Source organism: Ferdinandcohnia sp. Marseille-Q9671 (assembly GCF_976954385.1).
This window is the reverse complement of the sequence record NZ_CDRJTA010000001.1, coordinates 510,591-526,905: the sequence shown is the minus strand read 5'-3', so window position 1 is coordinate 526,905 and position 16,315 is coordinate 510,591. Positions and strand designations below refer to the sequence as shown.

Below are 16,315 nucleotides of genomic sequence, written 5' to 3'. Positions count from 1 at the left end.
AATTGCTAAGAGGAATTTTAATAACAGTATTAACAATTGGAATTGTTGGAACGGGATATTGGGGATATAAGGAGCACCAAGAGAAAAATGCCATTCTAATACAGGCAGAAAACAATTATCAAAGAGCTTTTCATGATTTAACCTATCATATCGACCTACTACATGACAAAATTGGAACAACTCTCGCAATGAATTCACGGAGTTCATTATCTCCTACTTTGGCAGATGTGTGGAGACTCACATCTGAAGCGCATTCTGATGTGGGACAATTACCACTCGCGCTTTTACCTTTTAATAAGACAGAAGAGTTTTTAAGTAATATTGGGGATTTTAGTTACCGTACAGCAGTGCGTGATTTGTCAAAGGATCCTTTAACTGATGACGAATATAAAACACTGCAACAGCTATATAAAAATGCAGAGGACATTCAAAAAGAACTCCGTACCGTTCAACATCTAGTTATGGAAAATAACCTGCGCTGGATGGATGTAGAATTAGCGCTTGCTTCGGGAGAAAAACAAGCTGATAACACAATTATTGATGGCTTAAAAACGGTTGAAAAGAATGTTGCAGCTTATTCTGAAGCGGAGTTTGGTGTCAGTCTAACTTCTACAAAGAAAGATAGTGATACATTTCCAAATTTAGAAGGTCCTGAAATTAATGAAGAAAAAGCGAAAGAAATTGCCAAAAAGTTTCTTGGTTTAAAGGGAAATATTGAAATGAAAGTGACGGAAAATGGTAAGGGGTCTTCAAATGGTTTCTACAGCTTAGAAATTAATGACCCAAAATCTAAGGTTGATACGTATATGGATATTACGAAAAAAGGTGGCATCCCAATTTGGGTTATAAGAAATCGAGAAGTACAGAAAAGTAAACTCAGTCTAAATGAGGCATATAATAGGGCACAAACCTTTTTGAAAGATAATAAATTCGAAAACCTAGAGCTCTTCGAAAGTGCTCAATATGATAACATCGGAGTGTTTAATTTTGTTTCTTCTGTAGACGGTGTGAGGGTATATTCTGATTCCATAAAAATGAAGGTAGCACTTGATGATGGAAATATCACTGGATTTACTGCAAGAGATTACCTGATGGCTGGGAAGATTACTAAAACGTCCGAACCGAAAATATCTAAAGAAGAAGCCAAGAAAAAAATTAATCCGAACCTTGAAATTATGGAGGATCGTTTAGCCATTATTACAAACGATCTTAGTGAAGATGTCCTTTGTTATGAATTTTTAGGAACAATTAACGATGATACGTATCGTATATTTATTAATGCTGAAAATGGGTTTGAAGAGAAGGTAGAAAAACTTAAAAATGCAGAACCAGTTTATAATGGAATAAACAAATCTTAATCAGCTGTCGAAAAAGGGTTGGCAATGTTGCTTTCCCTTTTTTGATTTGTCAAGCGCCAGGCGCCTTAGATTCAAGATTATAATCTATCACTTATGAAGGCAAATAGGGAGTTCAGTCAGCATTTATGGTAGCTCAGCAGCCTTGCGCTTTTCTGACTTTTCGTGGTTTAATAAGAATACAAATGTGTTTTTAGAAAGAGTGAACAAACGTGTTGAAAATTGGGGATACGATACAGCTTGAACCAGCATTTAATCCTAAAGGTGAAAAATATCGATGTAGGCTTGTCGAGAGAAAAGATAACAAGGTATACATAGATTATCCAGTTAATGTTAAGACAGGTAAAACAGTGTATTTATTAAATGGTACACAGCTTAAGGCTTTTGTGGCAGGAGACGGTTCTTCAGCTTATTTTTTTGATACAACTGTGTTAGGTAGGATGAAGCAAACTATTCCAATGATTGTTCTATCTTTTCCTAGTCAGGAAAGTATCTATCGGATTCAGCGCAGAGAGTATGTGCGCGTAGAAACACCAGTAGACGTGGCACTTCATAGTTTAAATGAGGAATTTTCACCTTTTGTATCAATTACACACGATATTAGTGCGGGTGGAGCTTCTATAATATTACCTTTTGCTAAAGCCCTCACGCCAGGGAAAAATATTATGACACATTTCGTACTGCCAACTTTATCAGAAGACTATCATTATGTAACGTTTACAAGTCATGTTATTCGAATAGTAGAGGGGAAGAGTGGAGAAAGAAACAAAGCTTCAGTTCAATTTATTGATATTACAGATACCGACCGTCAATTTTTAATAAAGTTTTGTTTTGAAAGACAATTATTATTAAAGAAAAAAGGAGTAAAATCGCAAGAATAAAACTGTTTCATTTCGGAATATACGAATAAAAAGAATTAAACATTAGCATACTAATAGAAAAACAATTTATAGGTTGGTATGCCAATGAAAAATTTTGAACGTATTCTAATTAAGCTTGCTATTATTCAATTTATCTTTCTCCTTATTGCTCAAGCAATTATTTTATATAGTCCTTTGACGCCTTATGTCACAAGAATGATTGAATATGAAGGTGTTGACCAATCGGATACAACCAAAACCATTGAAACATTACAAAATAACAATTAAAATAATTGCAGGGATTCCCTGCATTTTTTTCGTAGAATCGAATAACATTTTCTCGGCTTAACATACTAAAATTTAGTAGAACTTTAACTTTTTTTACTTTTTACATACCAGAAGTAGTCGAACGATTACTTAATAAGGGTGCAACTATTGGGAGGCATACATAACTTATGGACAAAAAAATTTCTATTGCAATTGATGGTCCAGCAGCTGCTGGGAAAAGTACTGTCGCTAAAATAATAGCGAAGAATCTTTCATATATTTATGTTGATACAGGTGCAATGTACAGAGCATTAACCTTTAAGGCATTACAATCATCATTAGATTTAGATAATGAAAATCAGATGATTGGAGTGTTAGAAGACACAATCATAGAATTAAAGCCTAGTGAAACAGGGCAACTCGTTTTCATCGATGATCAGGATGTTACTGAAAAAGTACGTGAGCATGACGTAACTAACTCAGTTTCGATTGTTGCAAAACATCGGAAAGTAAGGGAAGAAATGGTCAAGCGCCAAAAGAGTTTAGCAAGTCGTGGCGGGGTTGTCATGGATGGTAGAGACATTGGGACTCATGTTCTACCTCAAGCGGAAGTGAAAATATTCTTATTGGCTTCTGTTGAGGAAAGAGCACAGCGTCGCCATGAAGAAAATCTTTCTAAGGGCTTCCAATCTGATTTAGAAAAGTTAAAGGATGAGATTGCAGCTAGAGATAAATTAGACTCTGAAAGAGAAGTAGCTCCATTGCGTAAAGCAGAAGATGCAATCGAAATTGACACAACATCATTAAGTATCGAAGAGGTAGTCGGGAAAATTATGGATGTTGTAAAGGAAAGGATTTGAAGGGTATGAACCTATATTCCTTTGCAAGAGGGCTAGTGGGAGCAATTATTAAACCGTTATATCGTTTTGAAGTAATTGGTAGAGAAAATATTCCTACGGATGGTGGAGTGCTAATCTGTTCAAATCACATTGACAATCTAGACCCACCAGTAGTTGGGGTTACATCTCCAAGGCCAATTCATTTCATGGCTAAGGCGGAGTTATTCAAGGTTCCTGTCTTAGGATCTATATTACCTAAAATTAATGCATTTCCTGTCAAACGAGGGATGAGCGATCGCGAAGCCCTTCGAACTGCTCTAAAGCTACTTAAAGATGGGAATGTATTAGGTATTTTTCCTGAAGGTACAAGAAGTAAGGATGGAAATCTTGGAAAAGGGCTATCCGGGGTTGGCTTCTTTGCATTACGTACCGATTGTGTAGTCGTTCCCTGTGCCATTATTGGTCCATACAAACTATTTGGTAAAGTAAAGGTGGTTTATGGGGAGCCTGTTCAAATGGAAACATATCGTGCAGAAAAGGCTTCTGCAGAAATAGTTACAGAGAAGATAATGGAATCAATAGGAGAATTGATTAAAAAAAATCGATAGATTAAGAGTTTACACTTGACAAAAACGTCTATTTATTAGAAGTTAATTAAAAGAATATTTTTATAACTTTATTCAAAAAGGCTTGAATAAAGTTCAGTCTATGGCGGCTGCACCGATTTTCAAAGGAAAACTTTGAGAATATCCTTGGTTTTTCGGCCCACACGAGGTGGGTTACAGGGAGTTCTCCCAGAAAGTGGTGCTCTCATATACGCTCAGGCGCAATTGTAATCATCAGTGTATCAAAGGACTTTTTCTATTAGTAGTTAATAGATTGACTCAATCTTATTAAGAGGTAGTGTCCTTTTAAGTTTTTAGAAAGAGGGTACTCTTTTTAATAGCTATATAGACCAGCGATACATACATAAAACAGCTTTAAGTGTTTGATTTAGAAGGAGGTATTTTAAAATGGCGGAGGATATGAATCAAGTAGAGTACAAGGAGTTACAGGTTGGTGATGTTATCACTGGCAAAGTAACAAAAGTAGATGACAAACAGGTATTTGTAGCAGTTGAAAACAGCAAATTGGATGGTATTATTCCAATAAGTGAGCTATCAAGTCTCCATGTTGAAACAGCGAGTGATGTTGTTTCAGATGGTGAGGAATTAGAATTAGCCGTTATAAAAGTAGAAGAGGAAGCACTTATTTTATCCAAAAAGGCTGTACTAGCTTCCAAAGCATGGGATGAGTTAGAACAAAAATTTAACTCAGGTGAGGTATTTGAGGCAGTTGTAAAGGATGTTGTAAAAGGCGGCTTAGTTGTTGACCTTGGTGTAAGAGGATTTATTCCGGCATCCTTAGTTGAAAACTATTATGTAGAAGATTTCTCAGATTATAAGGACAAAACGCTAACTGTCAAAGTGGTTGAATTAGACCGTGATAAAAACAGAGTAATTTTGTCACACCGTGCTGTTGTTGAACAAGAGCAAAAGAACCAAAAACAACAAGTGCTTGAATCCTTAAAAGTTGGGGATGTCCTCGAGGGTACTGTTCAAAGACTAACGGACTTTGGTGCTTTTGTTGATATTGGTGGAATTGATGGATTAGTTCACATTTCTCAATTATCACATGAGCATGTATCAAAGCCATCTGACGTAGTTCAAGAAGGCCAAACCATTAAGGTGAAAGTTTTATCAGTTGACCGAGATAATGAAAGAATTTCTTTATCTGTGAAAGAAACGTTGCCAGGGCCATGGGAGAATATCTCAGCGAAGTTATCAGTTGGTGATGTAGTTGAAGGAACAGTAAGAAGACTGGTTTCTTTTGGTGCCTTTGTTGAGGTGCTACCGGGTGTAGAAGGTCTTGTTCATATTTCTCAAATCTCATCAAAGCATATTGGCACACCGCATGAAGTATTGAAAGAAAATCAAGTAGTCAGTGTGAAGGTACTTGAACTTAATGAATCGGAAAAACGTATTTCATTAAGTATTAAAGACCTTGAGGAAAAGATTGAGGAAGATTTCAGCAAATACCAACAGCAAGAGGAATCAACAGGATTCCAACTTGGAGAAGTTATTGGTGACGCATTAAATAAATTGAAAAAGTAATTAGCAGAGTGTAGACAAGTCCTTCTAAGACTGTCTACACTTTTTTGTGTTTTTTTAATTTGAATTGGACCAGGTTATCTCGAAAAATACTTGTGATACAAGGCTTTTGGTCAAGAATGTCTTCTTTATCGGCAAGTACGAGAAATAAATTCGTTCGAAAGCGTTAGGAAAACACTCAGAGGCTCTCATCCAAATTGGGTGAGAGCTTTTATTTTGGATTCATTCGATTAATATCTCTAGCTTCCTCAGGTGTATCTAATCTTGTTGCTCCAGGATAGTCTATCGACTGATCGCGGTCTGACTCCGTTAGTCTTGCTTCTTTATGTTTTCTTGTTTGTCTATCTTTACCCAAATCATATCCCTCCTTATGCTGACCTACATAAAAGCACAAAATTTGGGCAGTTTATTGTAGGTACATCTTAAATTGATAGTGATGTTTCATTTTATTGTTTCTTAAAAGGAATTTTGGTATTCAATTGGGTTAAATTTCATAATTTCAAGCCATAATGGGAATAGTAGGAGGTGGAAATGTGGAGGGTGTCCTTTTTTATTGGATCTGTTGGATGGCATGGGTATGTAGTACCTTTTTAATGAAAAAAAGCAAGGAAAGGCTATATTTATCCGTTCTTTTTTTAATTTCAATTATTTTATCAGGATATTATGTTGGATTTAGTGATTATCAAATTAATGCAAGTGTATTTCCAATTTTATTTTTTTGCCTGAAGGAGATTTCAAAAAGGCCGAATAAACAAAAGCTCTATTTGTTAATTTGTATTCTCACGATTTCCTTAGCCTATTCTAGCTTCCTATTATTCGAGTTATATGACCCTGTATGGCTATTTTTAGATCGCAATTTATTGCTAGGGGCTGTGTTAATATACGTTACGTTAATGCTCCTAAAGGATTTTCGCTTACGATTGGCGGGGTTAGCAATAGGCGCCATTCAAGGAGACATACTCTATGGGATTGTTGTCAGTCAAATCAATTTCCCATATGAAATTGGTTCGCTCGTGTTTTTAGATGTGATTTCAATAAGTTTCAGCTTTATTTTTGTTTGGTCTTCACTTGAAATACTACTACGTCATGTTGACGTATTGTTCCAAAAAAACACGAAGGAGAAACATGGTTAGCATGAATGAATATACTTATCCGATATTATTTGGAGTCATTTTTGGTGTTGCTGTTCGTTTGTACATGTTACGAACTGATTATCGCCAGTATCCATCCTATTTACATGGGAAAATCATTCACATTGCACTTGGTTTTATTGCAGCAGGACTAGGTACAGTAGCAGTACCTTCCATTATGGAACAGGATTTTACAGCTATAACATTTTTAACAATTGCAGCTTCACAATTTCGTGATGTACGTAATATGGAGCGTAATACCCTTACCGAGATGGACTCTTATGAACTTGTGCCAAGAGGGAAGACTTATATTGAGGGGATAGCCGTTGCTTTCGAAAGTCGAAATTATTTAGTTATTTTTACATCCTTTCTATCTACTCTTAGTTATCTTGCTATTAATATGTGGGCAGGAATTATTGTAGGGACCATTTGTCTTTTTGTTTGTAAAAAGTTAATGGCAGGAAGTAAGCTTAAAGATATTGTGGATATCGAGTATGTCCAACCAACCTTTGATGGAGCGGGTTTGTATGTTGACAATATCTATATTATGAATATTGGATTACCTGCAAGACAAAAGGAAGTGTTAAAGTACGGAATGGGTTTCATCTTAAAACCAAAATCATTTAATGCCCGGGCAACCATAGCTAATTTAGGGCAAAGACAAGCTATTTTACATGATGTTTCAAATGCACTAGGTGTTTTCCGAGATTCAGGTACACCTGCTTTAGTCCCGTTGGCTAAAAGAGATTTGGATGATGGTCGTGTAGGAGTTTTTGTTCTACCACAGGAAAGGGACGTTAAAAAAGCAATCGAGGTCATTGGTCAAGTGCCTACTTTGGAAAATGCTATCCGAATGCCTACGGAGAGTAAAGCTAACCAGAAGGGACAGCCACTAGAATGAATTTAGAAAAATATATTTTAGCAGCCATTACGTTAGATTCTTCAAAGGTTACAGGAGGTACACCTGTGTTTACCTGTCAATCAAAACAAGAGATGGAGCAAGTAACTGCTAATTTAGAGGCGATTTTAGATGGAATTGCACACGAAATTAGTGAGAACTTGTATATTATCGTGAAACACTAAACATTTGATTGTTGAAGTTTCTTATTTTTGATAGAATGTAAAAGCTAGACCCTTCTTATCCTAGAAGGGTTTATTTATTAAAACATTAGGAAGCGGCGGTATCTGGAACTTCGTTTACTAGTTTTATCACCGAACTAGCGTAAGTTGCTTTTTTTCAGGAGACACGCCAAATGTATATCGAGTTTACATGTTTAAAGGTACTAATGCATTTCAATTCAGTTGCTTTTCATACATATTTATGTGATATATGTTTATAGAGATAAGTTCAGAAGGGAAGAAAGCTTGTGGCAAAACCAGTTGTGGCAATAGTTGGAAGACCAAACGTTGGAAAATCAACGATCTTTAACCGAATTGTAGGAGAAAGGGTATCAATCGTAGAAGATGTACCTGGGGTAACAAGAGATCGGATTTATAGCTCAGGAGAATGGTTGAATCAAGAGTTTAGCATTATCGATACTGGCGGGATTGATATTGGAGACGAGCCATTCTTAGCACAAATTAGACATCAGGCAGAGATAGCAATTGATGAAGCAGATGTCATTATTTTTATGACAAGTGGTCGTGAAGGGGTAACAAGTGCGGATGAAGAAGTAGCAAAGATTTTATACCGTTCGAAAACTCCAGTTGTCCTTGCAGTAAATAAAGTGGACAACCCAGAAATGAGATCGGATATTTATGACTTTTATGCATTGGGATTTGGTGAACCTGTTCCTATTTCCGGCTCTCATGGAATCGGACTAGGCGATCTCTTGGACGAGGTTGTTAAGCATTTTCCATCCCATGGAGATGAGGAATATGATGAGGATATAATTAAATTCTCCCTTATTGGCCGACCGAATGTTGGAAAGTCCTCCCTTGTTAACGCATTACTAGGTGAAGAAAGAGTTATTGTTAGTGACATAGCAGGAACTACTCGTGATGCAATTGACACAAAGTACACGTTTGATGGAAAAGAATATGTCATTATTGATACAGCGGGAATGAGGAAAAAAGGGAAGGTCTATGAGAGTACCGAAAAATACAGTGTTTTACGAGCTCTTAAGGCGATTGAACGCTCAGATGTTGTCCTTGTTGTGTTGAACATTGAAGAAGGAATTATTGAGCAGGATAAAAAAATTGCTGGATATGCCCATGAGGCAGGTCGAGCAGTTGTAATTGTCGTAAATAAATGGGATGCAATTGAAAAAGACGAGAAAACAATGACTGAATTTGAGGAGAAAATTCGTGATCATTTCCAATTCCTTGATTACGCTCCAATCGTCTTCTTATCAGCAAAAACAAAAAAACGAATTCACACACTGTTACCGATGATTGATCTTGCTAGTGAAAATCACTCAATGCGTGTTCAAACAAATGTATTAAATGATGTGGTAATGGATGCTGTAGCAATGAATCCGGCACCTACTGATAAGGGAGTTCGATTGCGTATTTATTATGTAACGCAAGTGGCAGTAAAACCGCCTACATTTGTTGTGTTTGTAAATGAACCAGAATTAATGCATTTCTCATATGAACGTTTCTTGGAAAACCGAATTAGAGATGCGTTTGGATTTGAAGGAACACCAATTAAGCTAATTGCTCGGGCTAGAAAATAGAAAGGGGAAAAAAGAATGCAGAAAGTGACGGTTATTGGTGCAGGTAGTTGGGGAACTGCTCTTGCACTTGTACTTGCAGATAATAATCATGATGTTCGGATTTGGGCACATCGAAAGGAACAAATTGACGAGATTAACACGAAACATACGAATTCTAAATATGTTCCTTCCGTGGAACTGCCTGAAACAATTACAGGTTTTACTGATATTGGTGAATCATTAGTGGGTGTCAATACGATTGTGCTTGCTGTTCCGACAAAAGCAATTCGAGAAGTCCTTCCGAAAATAAGTCAAGCTACTTCAACACCATTAACCGTTGTTCATGTCAGTAAAGGAATCGAACCAGATACATTAAAACGGATATCTGAAATGATTGAGGAGGTAATGCCATCTCCTCTTCTAAAGGACGTTGTGGTGCTTTCTGGGCCTAGTCACGCTGAAGAAGTGGTACTACGTCACCCAACAACTGTTACTGTCTCTTCAAAAAATATGGAGAGCGCTGAATATGTTCAGGATTTATTTATTAATCAGCACTTTCGAGTATATACAAATCCAGATATAGTCGGTGTTGAAATAGGCGGAGCATTAAAGAATATTATTGCATTAGCAGCAGGTATTACTGATGGTCTCGGGTATGGTGATAATGCCAAAGCAGCGTTAATTACGCGTGGGTTAGCGGAAATTTCACGCTTGGGTAGCAAAATGGGTGCAAATCCCTTGACTTTTTCTGGATTAACAGGAATAGGGGATTTAATTGTTACTTGTACAAGTGTGCATTCACGTAACTGGCGTGCAGGAAATTTGTTAGGAAAAGGGCATAGTCTTCAAGAAGTACTTGATAATATGGGGATGGTAGTCGAGGGTGTTCGAACAACGAAAGCTGCCTATCAGTTAGCGAAAAAAATGGATGTTTCAATGCCGATTACATTTGCTCTTTACGATGTTCTATTTAACAATCAATCACCAAAAGAAGCTGTAGATCAGTTAATGTCGCGAGGCAGGACAAATGAGATGGCAGACCTTTTTAACTTTTTCGATGAAAAAGGTTCCATTTAAAAAATAAAACTATATTTATTACACGTACCCCTTTTTATGTGCATATGATGGCAAAGAGAATAATAGCGGAATTTCTAAACAATTTGCTTTTACAATCATACTAGTAGAGCAAGGCGCTTGCACTTTTCTCGCAAAAAATAGGCATTAGACGATACATTTCATGCTGATTTCGCATAAAATGCAACGTAGTATACTGTGGGTTGAACGATTGGATAAGAGTAATATTTAGTTGTTTCATCTTGCTGAAGTAAAGGTGCCCCTCTTTACTTCAGTTTTTTTTATTTGGATTGAAAAGTAAGATAAATCTTACTGGCGATATTCGAAGATCAATTTATTCGTTTCATTGTGACCATTTTGTGCTTTATACAACATTGTCTTAGTTTATAAGGGGTTATTATGATATAATATTTTTCGGATGTAAGAGTTGGACAAGGGAGTGAAAAAAGTGACACCAGGATTACTTAAAATGTGGATATCTTTTGCTGGAATTGCATTTATGTTTATAGCTGTCATTTCAATTTATTTTAGTCGATTTAAACTTAAGGGCATCCTTAAGGGGATAGTAGCTACGATTGCATACCTTTTTATGATTCTAGCAGGAATTATTATATTCTTTGTTGTATTTAGCGGACCTGTTAGTGAGTAGAGATACAAATATAAGGATGGTATAAATATGAGAATTACATTACAACTGTTAGCTATTGTTTTTTTGGTAACATTACTTACAGGATGCATGTACCCGGAAGACAAGCTTGCAAAAAATCAAATACCCTATGAAGATCAAATTGCCTCTGTTCAAAGAGCTGTAGATCAATTTCAGCAAGATAGTAGCGGCCTTCTACCAATTAAGACAAGAGATATGGAAACGCCTATCTATCAAAAATATCCAATTGATTTTAATAGGCTTTCACCTAGATACATAGCAGAACCTCCTGGGAATTCATATGAAGCTGGTGGGGTTTATTTATATGTACTAGTAGATGTCGAAACAAAACCAACCGTTAAACTTTTAGATGTACGAATTTCAGAACAAATTAGTGAGCTTAACTTACGTGTTCATATGTATCGTCAATCAAATGGGTATGCTCCATTTAAGGAACAGCTCAATACAAATGTATTTACCTTAGATTATAGCAAGCTAGGATTAAAAGAGGAGCCATTTGTTGTTAGTCCGTTCTCAGGAAAAAACCTACCTCTTTTGATAACGAATACGAATGAAATATTTGTAGACTATCGAATGGATTTATATGAATATCTAACGAAGCATGACCATACATTTAAACCCGGTGATGATATTAGGGATATATTAATTAATAATTCATTATTTGTTCCTACTAATTCCCTTCCGTATACCATTAATGACGAAAACGAACCAATTTTTTTAGATAATTAAGTCATGAACCCTTCTTTTAGACATAAACTCTAAGAGAAGGGTTTTTCTTTATTCAAATAAAAGTTCAAATCTCATCTGAATAAAGGTAAAGCCTCTGGTGGTTGTTTCAGATTTTTAGTGGAAATTCTTCGGTAACAAGATCAAAGATTTAGAACTCCACATCTTATGGCAACATCTTTGTGACCCACCTTATGTGGACCTAAAAATCTGGTTGCAATTACGTCAAGGCGTATTTGATTTAATTTTTTGTTCAAAAGGTTTAAGAAAAATAGCTTGCTAGGTTGCATTCTATCTTCCTTTTTGAACATGACATTGCTGCTACATATTATTGGGGGGAATTTTTTTCAAAAAATAGTCATATTTATTTAGGACAACGTCATACAAATATAATGTCCTAGAATATGTAGTAAACGGATAAATTTATCCCAAGAACTGTAAAATCGGGAGGGATCACACTTGGAAAAGGTAGATATTTTTAAAGATATCGCTGAGCGTACTGGTGGCGATATATATTTAGGGGTCGTTGGTGCAGTAAGAACAGGTAAATCTACTTTTATAAAAAAGTTCATGGAATTAGTAGTCTTACCAAATATCGGTAATGAAGCTGATAAGGCTCGTGCACAAGATGAGCTTCCACAAAGTGCTGCAGGTAGAACGATTATGACAACTGAGCCAAAATTTGTTCCAAACCAGGCTGTTTCTGTTCATGTTGAAGAAGGGCTTGATGTGAACATTCGCCTAGTAGACTGTGTAGGGTATACTGTTCCAGGGGCAAAAGGGTATGAGGATGAAAATGGTCCTCGAATGATTAATACACCTTGGTATGAAGAGCCAATTCCGTTTCACGAAGCTGCTGAAATTGGAACCAGAAAGGTTATCCAAGAGCACTCAACAATCGGTGTAGTTGTTACAACAGATGGGTCGATAGGTGAAATTCCAAGAAGGGATTATATCGAAGCCGAGGAGCGTGTGATTGAAGAGCTTAAAGAGGTAGGCAAACCATTTATCATGGTTATTAACACTGTGCACCCTCATCATCCTGAGACAGATGCTCTACGCCAACAGTTAAATGAAAAATATGATATTCCAGTTTTAGCTATGAGTGTAGAAAGTATGCGTGAAGGTGATGTTTATAACGTATTACGTGAAGCACTATATGAATTCCCGGTATTAGAAGTAAATGTAAATCTTCCAAGCTGGGTAATGGTCTTAAGAGAGGATCATTGGTTAAGAGAAAGTTATCAGGATGCTGTGAAAGATACAGTACAAGATATCAAACGATTACGTGATGTAGACCGCGTAGTTGGCCAATTTAGTGAATATGACTTTATTGACCAAGCAAGCTTAGCTGGAATTGAAATGGGGCAAGGTGTAGCGGAAATTGATTTATATGCTCCAGATGATTTATACGATCAAATTCTTAAAGAAGTTGTGGGTGTTGAAATCCGTGGAAAAGATCATCTCTTACAGCTAATGCAAGACTTTGCACACGCTAAGGCTGAATATGATCAAGTAGCAGATGCGTTAAAAATGGTAAAGCAAACAGGTTATGGAATTGCAGCACCAGCATTGTCTGATATGAGTTTGGATGAACCTGAAATCATTCGACAAGGTTCAAGGTTTGGTGTTCGCTTAAAAGCGGTAGCGCCATCCATTCATATGATTAAGGTAGATGTAGAGTCCGAGTTTGCACCGATTATCGGAACAGAAAAACAAAGTGAAGAATTGGTCCGTTACTTAATGCAGGACTTTGAGGACGACCCACTGTCTATCTGGAATTCAGATATCTTTGGTAGATCCCTAAGTTCAATCGTACGTGAGGGTATACAAGCAAAATTATCATTGATGCCTGAGAATGCACGCTATAAGTTAAAAGAAACGCTTGAAAGAATTATTAACGAAGGTTCAGGCGGACTGATTGCTATCATATTATAGGATTGAGGCTCCTTGTAAGGAGTCTTTTTTTTGTTGTGCATACTGAATAGGAAAACAATATACATACTTTTGAAATGAAGATTGGAGATTATAAGTATGATGATAAAGTATGTGAACCCAGTAACCTAGAATAATTAATAGAAATATTGCTTGCAAATCAGTACTTAAGTGCTTTTTACAATATAAGCAGATGATTTCTTGGACAAATATACATAAAAAGGTAGAATTTCTGTTGAAAAAGATTGAATTATGTCTAGATATCGTTTATTATAAGGCATGTTAGTAACATACTACATATTGAGTGACTTACATAACTAGACTAAACTTGTATAAAAATTAATATGATTTGAAATCTTCTTTTGGGAGGAGGTGAATGTCATGAACAAAACAGAATTAGTTAACGCGGTAGCTGAAAGCGCTGAACTTTCTAAGAAGGATGCTACAAGAGCTGTTGATGCAGTTTTTGATTCTATTCTTGATGCTCTTAAGTCGGGGGACAAAGTTCAGTTAATCGGATTCGGTAACTTCGAAGTACGTGAGCGTGCAGCTCGCAAAGGTCGTAACCCACAAACAGGTGAAGAAATCGAAATTGCTGCTAGCAAGGTTCCTGCATTTAAACCAGGAAAGGCGCTTAAGGATGCAGTAAAATAATTTTACATAGATACTATGTGAAAGATACTAGGAAAGGGTCGTTTTTTGACGGCTCTTTTTTGTTATTTATACATAATTATGCTAGAATCAATGGACTGAGTATGTGATTAAGGAGGGGTTATCTAAGTATGACTTCCATAGACTACAATAAAATTGAACAAGCGGTGACAATGATCTTAGAAGCAATTGGGGAGGACCCAGATCGTGAAGGATTAGTTGATACCCCAAAAAGAGTTGCTAAAATGTATGCTGAAGTTTTTTCAGGACTACAGGATGATCCTAAAGAATATTTTCAAACCATTTTTGGTGAAGAACATGAAGAATTGGTACTTGTAAAAGATATTCCCTTTTTCTCAATGTGTGAACACCATCTTGTACCATTTTTCGGACATGCTCATGTTGCCTATATTCCAAAAGGAGGAAAGGTAACCGGCCTAAGTAAACTTGCACGGGCTGTAGAAGCCGTCGCGAAAAGACCTCAGCTACAGGAACGAATTACTTCCACTATTGCAGACACGATCGTAGAAACGTTACAGCCACATGGTGTAATGGTTGTAATTGAAGCAGAGCATATGTGTATGACTATGCGTGGAGTAAAGAAGCCAGGGGCAAAAACAATTACTTCAGCTGTCCGTGGAATTTTACAAAAGGATCCAGCAGCCCGTAGTGAGGTTTTATCATTAATAAAGAATTGACATCAAACCCATTTTACGAGATAGTAAGGAAAGATATGAGTTTTTCTCATCTTCCGAATAAATTCTGATGAGTGAACATATACATAGACACGTTGTAGGAGTGAAAAAGGATGAGTGCTAATTCAAACTCGGATTTTATCGTAATCAAGGCAGCTGAAGATGGAGTGAACGTTATAGGGTTAACTAGAGGTTCTGATACGCGTTTTCATCATTCCGAAAAATTGGATAAAGGGGAAGTAATGATTGCTCAATTCACAGAACATACTTCTGCTATAAAAGTACGTGGAGATGCAATTATCCAAACTAGTCATGGGGAAATTAAATCAGACTCGAAAAAATAAGCAGGTAAACCCTGCTTTTTCTTTTGCATTTCATAAAACTAAGGAAAATACTAATGGATGTATGTTATAATTAACGTTGTTTTATGAACACTAATATAAAGTAATTGTAAATAGAAATAATACAACTATTTAAATTGGGGAAACAAGGGTGATTGATTTGCATGACATCAAAGAAATAGTTAGCAATCTTAAGGGACTTGTTGAGTTAAAAACAAAACACTCATACCTTCAAAAGTATATGGAAGCACCGAGTATTGATGAGGATAAAATCTTGTTATTGTACTCTTTATATGAGGATTTACTTTTACCAAGAGAGCAATCAGAACATTATATCCTTACTACTATGCTTGTTCAGCAGGCATTAGATACCCATGAATCAGTCCCCAATAGACTTACCTATTCAGATGAAAGCATGCGAAGTGAACAATTGAGTGTGCTCGCAGGAGACTACTTTAGCGGATTGTATTATTATCTCCTTGCTCAATCATCCGATATAACCTTCATTCGTACATTGGCAGAAGGCATTAAAGAAGTAAATGAAGCGAAAATTTACCTCTATCAAATAGATTATACTGAAATAAGTAAATTATTTTCTTATCTAGAATTAGTTGAGTCAGCTATTTTTCAAAAAATAGTAAATAGCTTTCAAATAAAAAAATGGGACGAGTTAGTTCCACCATTCTTATTATTGAAAAGGCTTCTAAATGAAAGAGAAATGTATGTCAGAGATGGAAGTTCAATTGTATTTGACTCGCTTAAGAAGTCTCTGTCTCAACTTGATAAACAGAATCAGGAAGAAATTATTCTATTAGAATTTGATAAATACTTATCTAATGTAAGTAAGTTGTTAGAAAAGGTTCTTGCTACAAATCCTAAAATAAATCATATCCTCCTGAATCGAATGAATGAATTACTACACAAAGGTAATTCTTTAACAATGAATAAGATTGTGGAAGAAGGGTAAT

The 16,315-nt window shown here is 36.2% G+C and carries 19 protein-coding genes; 18 read left to right on the top strand and 1 reads right to left on the bottom strand.

What is annotated here, in order from left to right; all coding sequences use genetic code 11:
• Nucleotides 1-2: 2 nt before the first annotated feature.
• The 6 genes from ypeB to rpsA all read left to right on the top strand — a co-directional run bounded on the left by ypeB (nucleotide 3) and on the right by rpsA (nucleotide 5,474).
• The gene (ypeB, locus tag ACWNMY_RS02825) at nucleotides 3-1,358 is read left to right on the top strand and encodes a germination protein YpeB (protein ID WP_449536773.1); all 1,356 of its coding nucleotides are present in this window, start codon (nucleotides 3-5) and stop codon (nucleotides 1,356-1,358) included.
• A 209-nt stretch (nucleotides 1,359-1,567) separates the two neighbouring features.
• The gene (locus tag ACWNMY_RS02820; RefSeq protein WP_449536772.1) at nucleotides 1,568-2,236 is read left to right on the top strand and encodes a flagellar brake protein; all 669 of its coding nucleotides are present in this window, start codon (nucleotides 1,568-1,570) and stop codon (nucleotides 2,234-2,236) included.
• A gap of 84 nt (nucleotides 2,237-2,320) precedes the next feature.
• On the top strand, nucleotides 2,321-2,503 hold the full coding sequence (locus tag ACWNMY_RS02815) for a YpfB family protein (RefSeq protein ID WP_449536771.1): 183 nt from the start codon (nucleotides 2,321-2,323) through the stop codon (nucleotides 2,501-2,503).
• Between the two features lie 167 nt (nucleotides 2,504-2,670).
• Nucleotides 2,671-3,342 carry a (d)CMP kinase gene (gene cmk, locus ACWNMY_RS02810; protein ID WP_449536770.1) on the top strand — a complete coding sequence of 224 codons (672 nt, stop codon included), beginning with the start codon at nucleotides 2,671-2,673 and terminating at the stop codon, nucleotides 3,340-3,342.
• 5 nt (nucleotides 3,343-3,347) lie between these two features.
• Nucleotides 3,348-3,929 (top strand): lysophospholipid acyltransferase family protein, encoded by a 582-nt coding sequence (locus ACWNMY_RS02805; RefSeq protein ID WP_449536769.1) that lies wholly within the window; start codon nucleotides 3,348-3,350, stop codon nucleotides 3,927-3,929.
• A 405-nt stretch (nucleotides 3,930-4,334) separates the two neighbouring features.
• Nucleotides 4,335-5,474 (top strand): 30S ribosomal protein S1, encoded by a 1,140-nt coding sequence (gene rpsA, locus ACWNMY_RS02800; RefSeq protein ID WP_449536768.1) that lies wholly within the window; start codon nucleotides 4,335-4,337, stop codon nucleotides 5,472-5,474.
• 208 nt (nucleotides 5,475-5,682) lie between these two features.
• Here the strand turns inward: rpsA and ACWNMY_RS02795 are convergent, their stop codons facing one another.
• Nucleotides 5,683-5,826, bottom strand: coding sequence for a YpzI family protein (locus ACWNMY_RS02795; RefSeq protein WP_449536767.1), 144 nt, complete (start codon nucleotides 5,824-5,826; stop codon nucleotides 5,683-5,685).
• Nucleotides 5,827-6,004: 178 nt separating this feature from the next.
• Here ACWNMY_RS02795 and ACWNMY_RS02790 point away from each other — a divergent pair, with 178 nt between their 5' ends.
• The 12 genes from ACWNMY_RS02790 (at nucleotide 6,005) to ACWNMY_RS02735 (ending at nucleotide 16,314) form a co-directional block, all read left to right on the top strand.
• A complete protein-coding gene (locus tag ACWNMY_RS02790; RefSeq protein WP_449536766.1) occupies nucleotides 6,005-6,604 on the top strand; it encodes a YphA family membrane protein in 600 nt (199 codons plus the stop codon).
• A gap of 1 nt (nucleotide 6,605) precedes the next feature.
• Nucleotides 6,606-7,502 (top strand): YIEGIA family protein, encoded by an 897-nt coding sequence (locus ACWNMY_RS02785; protein ID WP_449536765.1) that lies wholly within the window; start codon nucleotides 6,606-6,608, stop codon nucleotides 7,500-7,502.
• Nucleotides 7,499-7,684: a capping complex subunit for YIEGIA gene (locus ACWNMY_RS02780; protein ID WP_449536764.1), complete on the top strand. Its 186-nt coding sequence runs from the start codon at nucleotides 7,499-7,501 to the stop codon at nucleotides 7,682-7,684. The genes ACWNMY_RS02785 and ACWNMY_RS02780 overlap by 4 nt, the downstream gene beginning before the upstream one ends.
• Nucleotides 7,685-7,968: 284 nt before the next feature.
• Nucleotides 7,969-9,279 (top strand): ribosome biogenesis GTPase Der, encoded by a 1,311-nt coding sequence (gene der / locus ACWNMY_RS02775; protein ID WP_449536763.1) that lies wholly within the window; start codon nucleotides 7,969-7,971, stop codon nucleotides 9,277-9,279.
• A 15-nt stretch (nucleotides 9,280-9,294) separates the two neighbouring features.
• Nucleotides 9,295-10,335 (top strand): NAD(P)H-dependent glycerol-3-phosphate dehydrogenase, encoded by a 1,041-nt coding sequence (locus tag ACWNMY_RS02770; RefSeq protein WP_449536762.1) that lies wholly within the window; start codon nucleotides 9,295-9,297, stop codon nucleotides 10,333-10,335.
• A gap of 445 nt (nucleotides 10,336-10,780) precedes the next feature.
• The gene (locus ACWNMY_RS02765; protein WP_449536761.1) at nucleotides 10,781-10,981 is read left to right on the top strand and encodes a DUF2768 domain-containing protein; all 201 of its coding nucleotides are present in this window, start codon (nucleotides 10,781-10,783) and stop codon (nucleotides 10,979-10,981) included.
• Between the two features lie 27 nt (nucleotides 10,982-11,008).
• The gene (locus ACWNMY_RS02760; protein ID WP_449536760.1) at nucleotides 11,009-11,728 is read left to right on the top strand and encodes a hypothetical protein; all 720 of its coding nucleotides are present in this window, start codon (nucleotides 11,009-11,011) and stop codon (nucleotides 11,726-11,728) included.
• A gap of 456 nt (nucleotides 11,729-12,184) precedes the next feature.
• Nucleotides 12,185-13,663, top strand: a complete 1,479-nt coding sequence (gene spoIVA / locus ACWNMY_RS02755; protein WP_449536759.1) for a stage IV sporulation protein A — start codon at nucleotides 12,185-12,187, stop codon at nucleotides 13,661-13,663.
• A 378-nt stretch (nucleotides 13,664-14,041) separates the two neighbouring features.
• The gene (locus ACWNMY_RS02750; protein WP_449536758.1) at nucleotides 14,042-14,314 is read left to right on the top strand and encodes an HU family DNA-binding protein; all 273 of its coding nucleotides are present in this window, start codon (nucleotides 14,042-14,044) and stop codon (nucleotides 14,312-14,314) included.
• A 128-nt stretch (nucleotides 14,315-14,442) separates the two neighbouring features.
• Nucleotides 14,443-15,009, top strand: coding sequence for a GTP cyclohydrolase I FolE (gene folE, locus ACWNMY_RS02745; protein ID WP_449536757.1), 567 nt, complete (start codon nucleotides 14,443-14,445; stop codon nucleotides 15,007-15,009).
• Between the two features lie 110 nt (nucleotides 15,010-15,119).
• On the top strand, nucleotides 15,120-15,350 hold the full coding sequence (gene mtrB / locus ACWNMY_RS02740) for a trp RNA-binding attenuation protein MtrB (protein ID WP_449536756.1): 231 nt from the start codon (nucleotides 15,120-15,122) through the stop codon (nucleotides 15,348-15,350).
• Between the two features lie 148 nt (nucleotides 15,351-15,498).
• Nucleotides 15,499-16,314 carry a heptaprenyl diphosphate synthase component 1 gene (locus ACWNMY_RS02735; RefSeq protein ID WP_449536755.1) on the top strand — a complete coding sequence of 272 codons (816 nt, stop codon included), beginning with the start codon at nucleotides 15,499-15,501 and terminating at the stop codon, nucleotides 16,312-16,314.
• The last annotated feature ends 1 nt before the right edge of the window (nucleotide 16,315 follow it).

What these genes read in the sequence shown, in the direction of transcription:
- ACWNMY_RS02815 (WP_449536771.1), top strand. Translation starts at nt 2,321, where the DNA reads ATGAAAAATTTTGAACGTATTCTAATTAAGCTTGCTATTATTCAATTT.
- rpsA (WP_449536768.1), top strand. Translation starts at nt 4,335, where the DNA reads ATGGCGGAGGATATGAATCAAGTAGAGTACAAGGAGTTACAGGTTGGT.
- ACWNMY_RS02760 (WP_449536760.1), top strand. Translation starts at nt 11,009, where the DNA reads ATGAGAATTACATTACAACTGTTAGCTATTGTTTTTTTGGTAACATTA.
- ACWNMY_RS02805 (WP_449536769.1), top strand. Translation starts at nt 3,348, where the DNA reads ATGAACCTATATTCCTTTGCAAGAGGGCTAGTGGGAGCAATTATTAAA.
- mtrB (WP_449536756.1), top strand. Translation starts at nt 15,120, where the DNA reads ATGAGTGCTAATTCAAACTCGGATTTTATCGTAATCAAGGCAGCTGAA.
- ACWNMY_RS02770 (WP_449536762.1), top strand. Translation starts at nt 9,295, where the DNA reads ATGCAGAAAGTGACGGTTATTGGTGCAGGTAGTTGGGGAACTGCTCTT.
- ACWNMY_RS02780 (WP_449536764.1), top strand. Translation starts at nt 7,499, where the DNA reads ATGAATTTAGAAAAATATATTTTAGCAGCCATTACGTTAGATTCTTCA.
- folE (WP_449536757.1), top strand. Translation starts at nt 14,443, where the DNA reads ATGACTTCCATAGACTACAATAAAATTGAACAAGCGGTGACAATGATC.
- ACWNMY_RS02750 (WP_449536758.1), top strand. Translation starts at nt 14,042, where the DNA reads ATGAACAAAACAGAATTAGTTAACGCGGTAGCTGAAAGCGCTGAACTT.
- ACWNMY_RS02785 (WP_449536765.1), top strand. Translation starts at nt 6,606, where the DNA reads ATGAATGAATATACTTATCCGATATTATTTGGAGTCATTTTTGGTGTT.
- cmk (WP_449536770.1), top strand. Translation starts at nt 2,671, where the DNA reads ATGGACAAAAAAATTTCTATTGCAATTGATGGTCCAGCAGCTGCTGGG.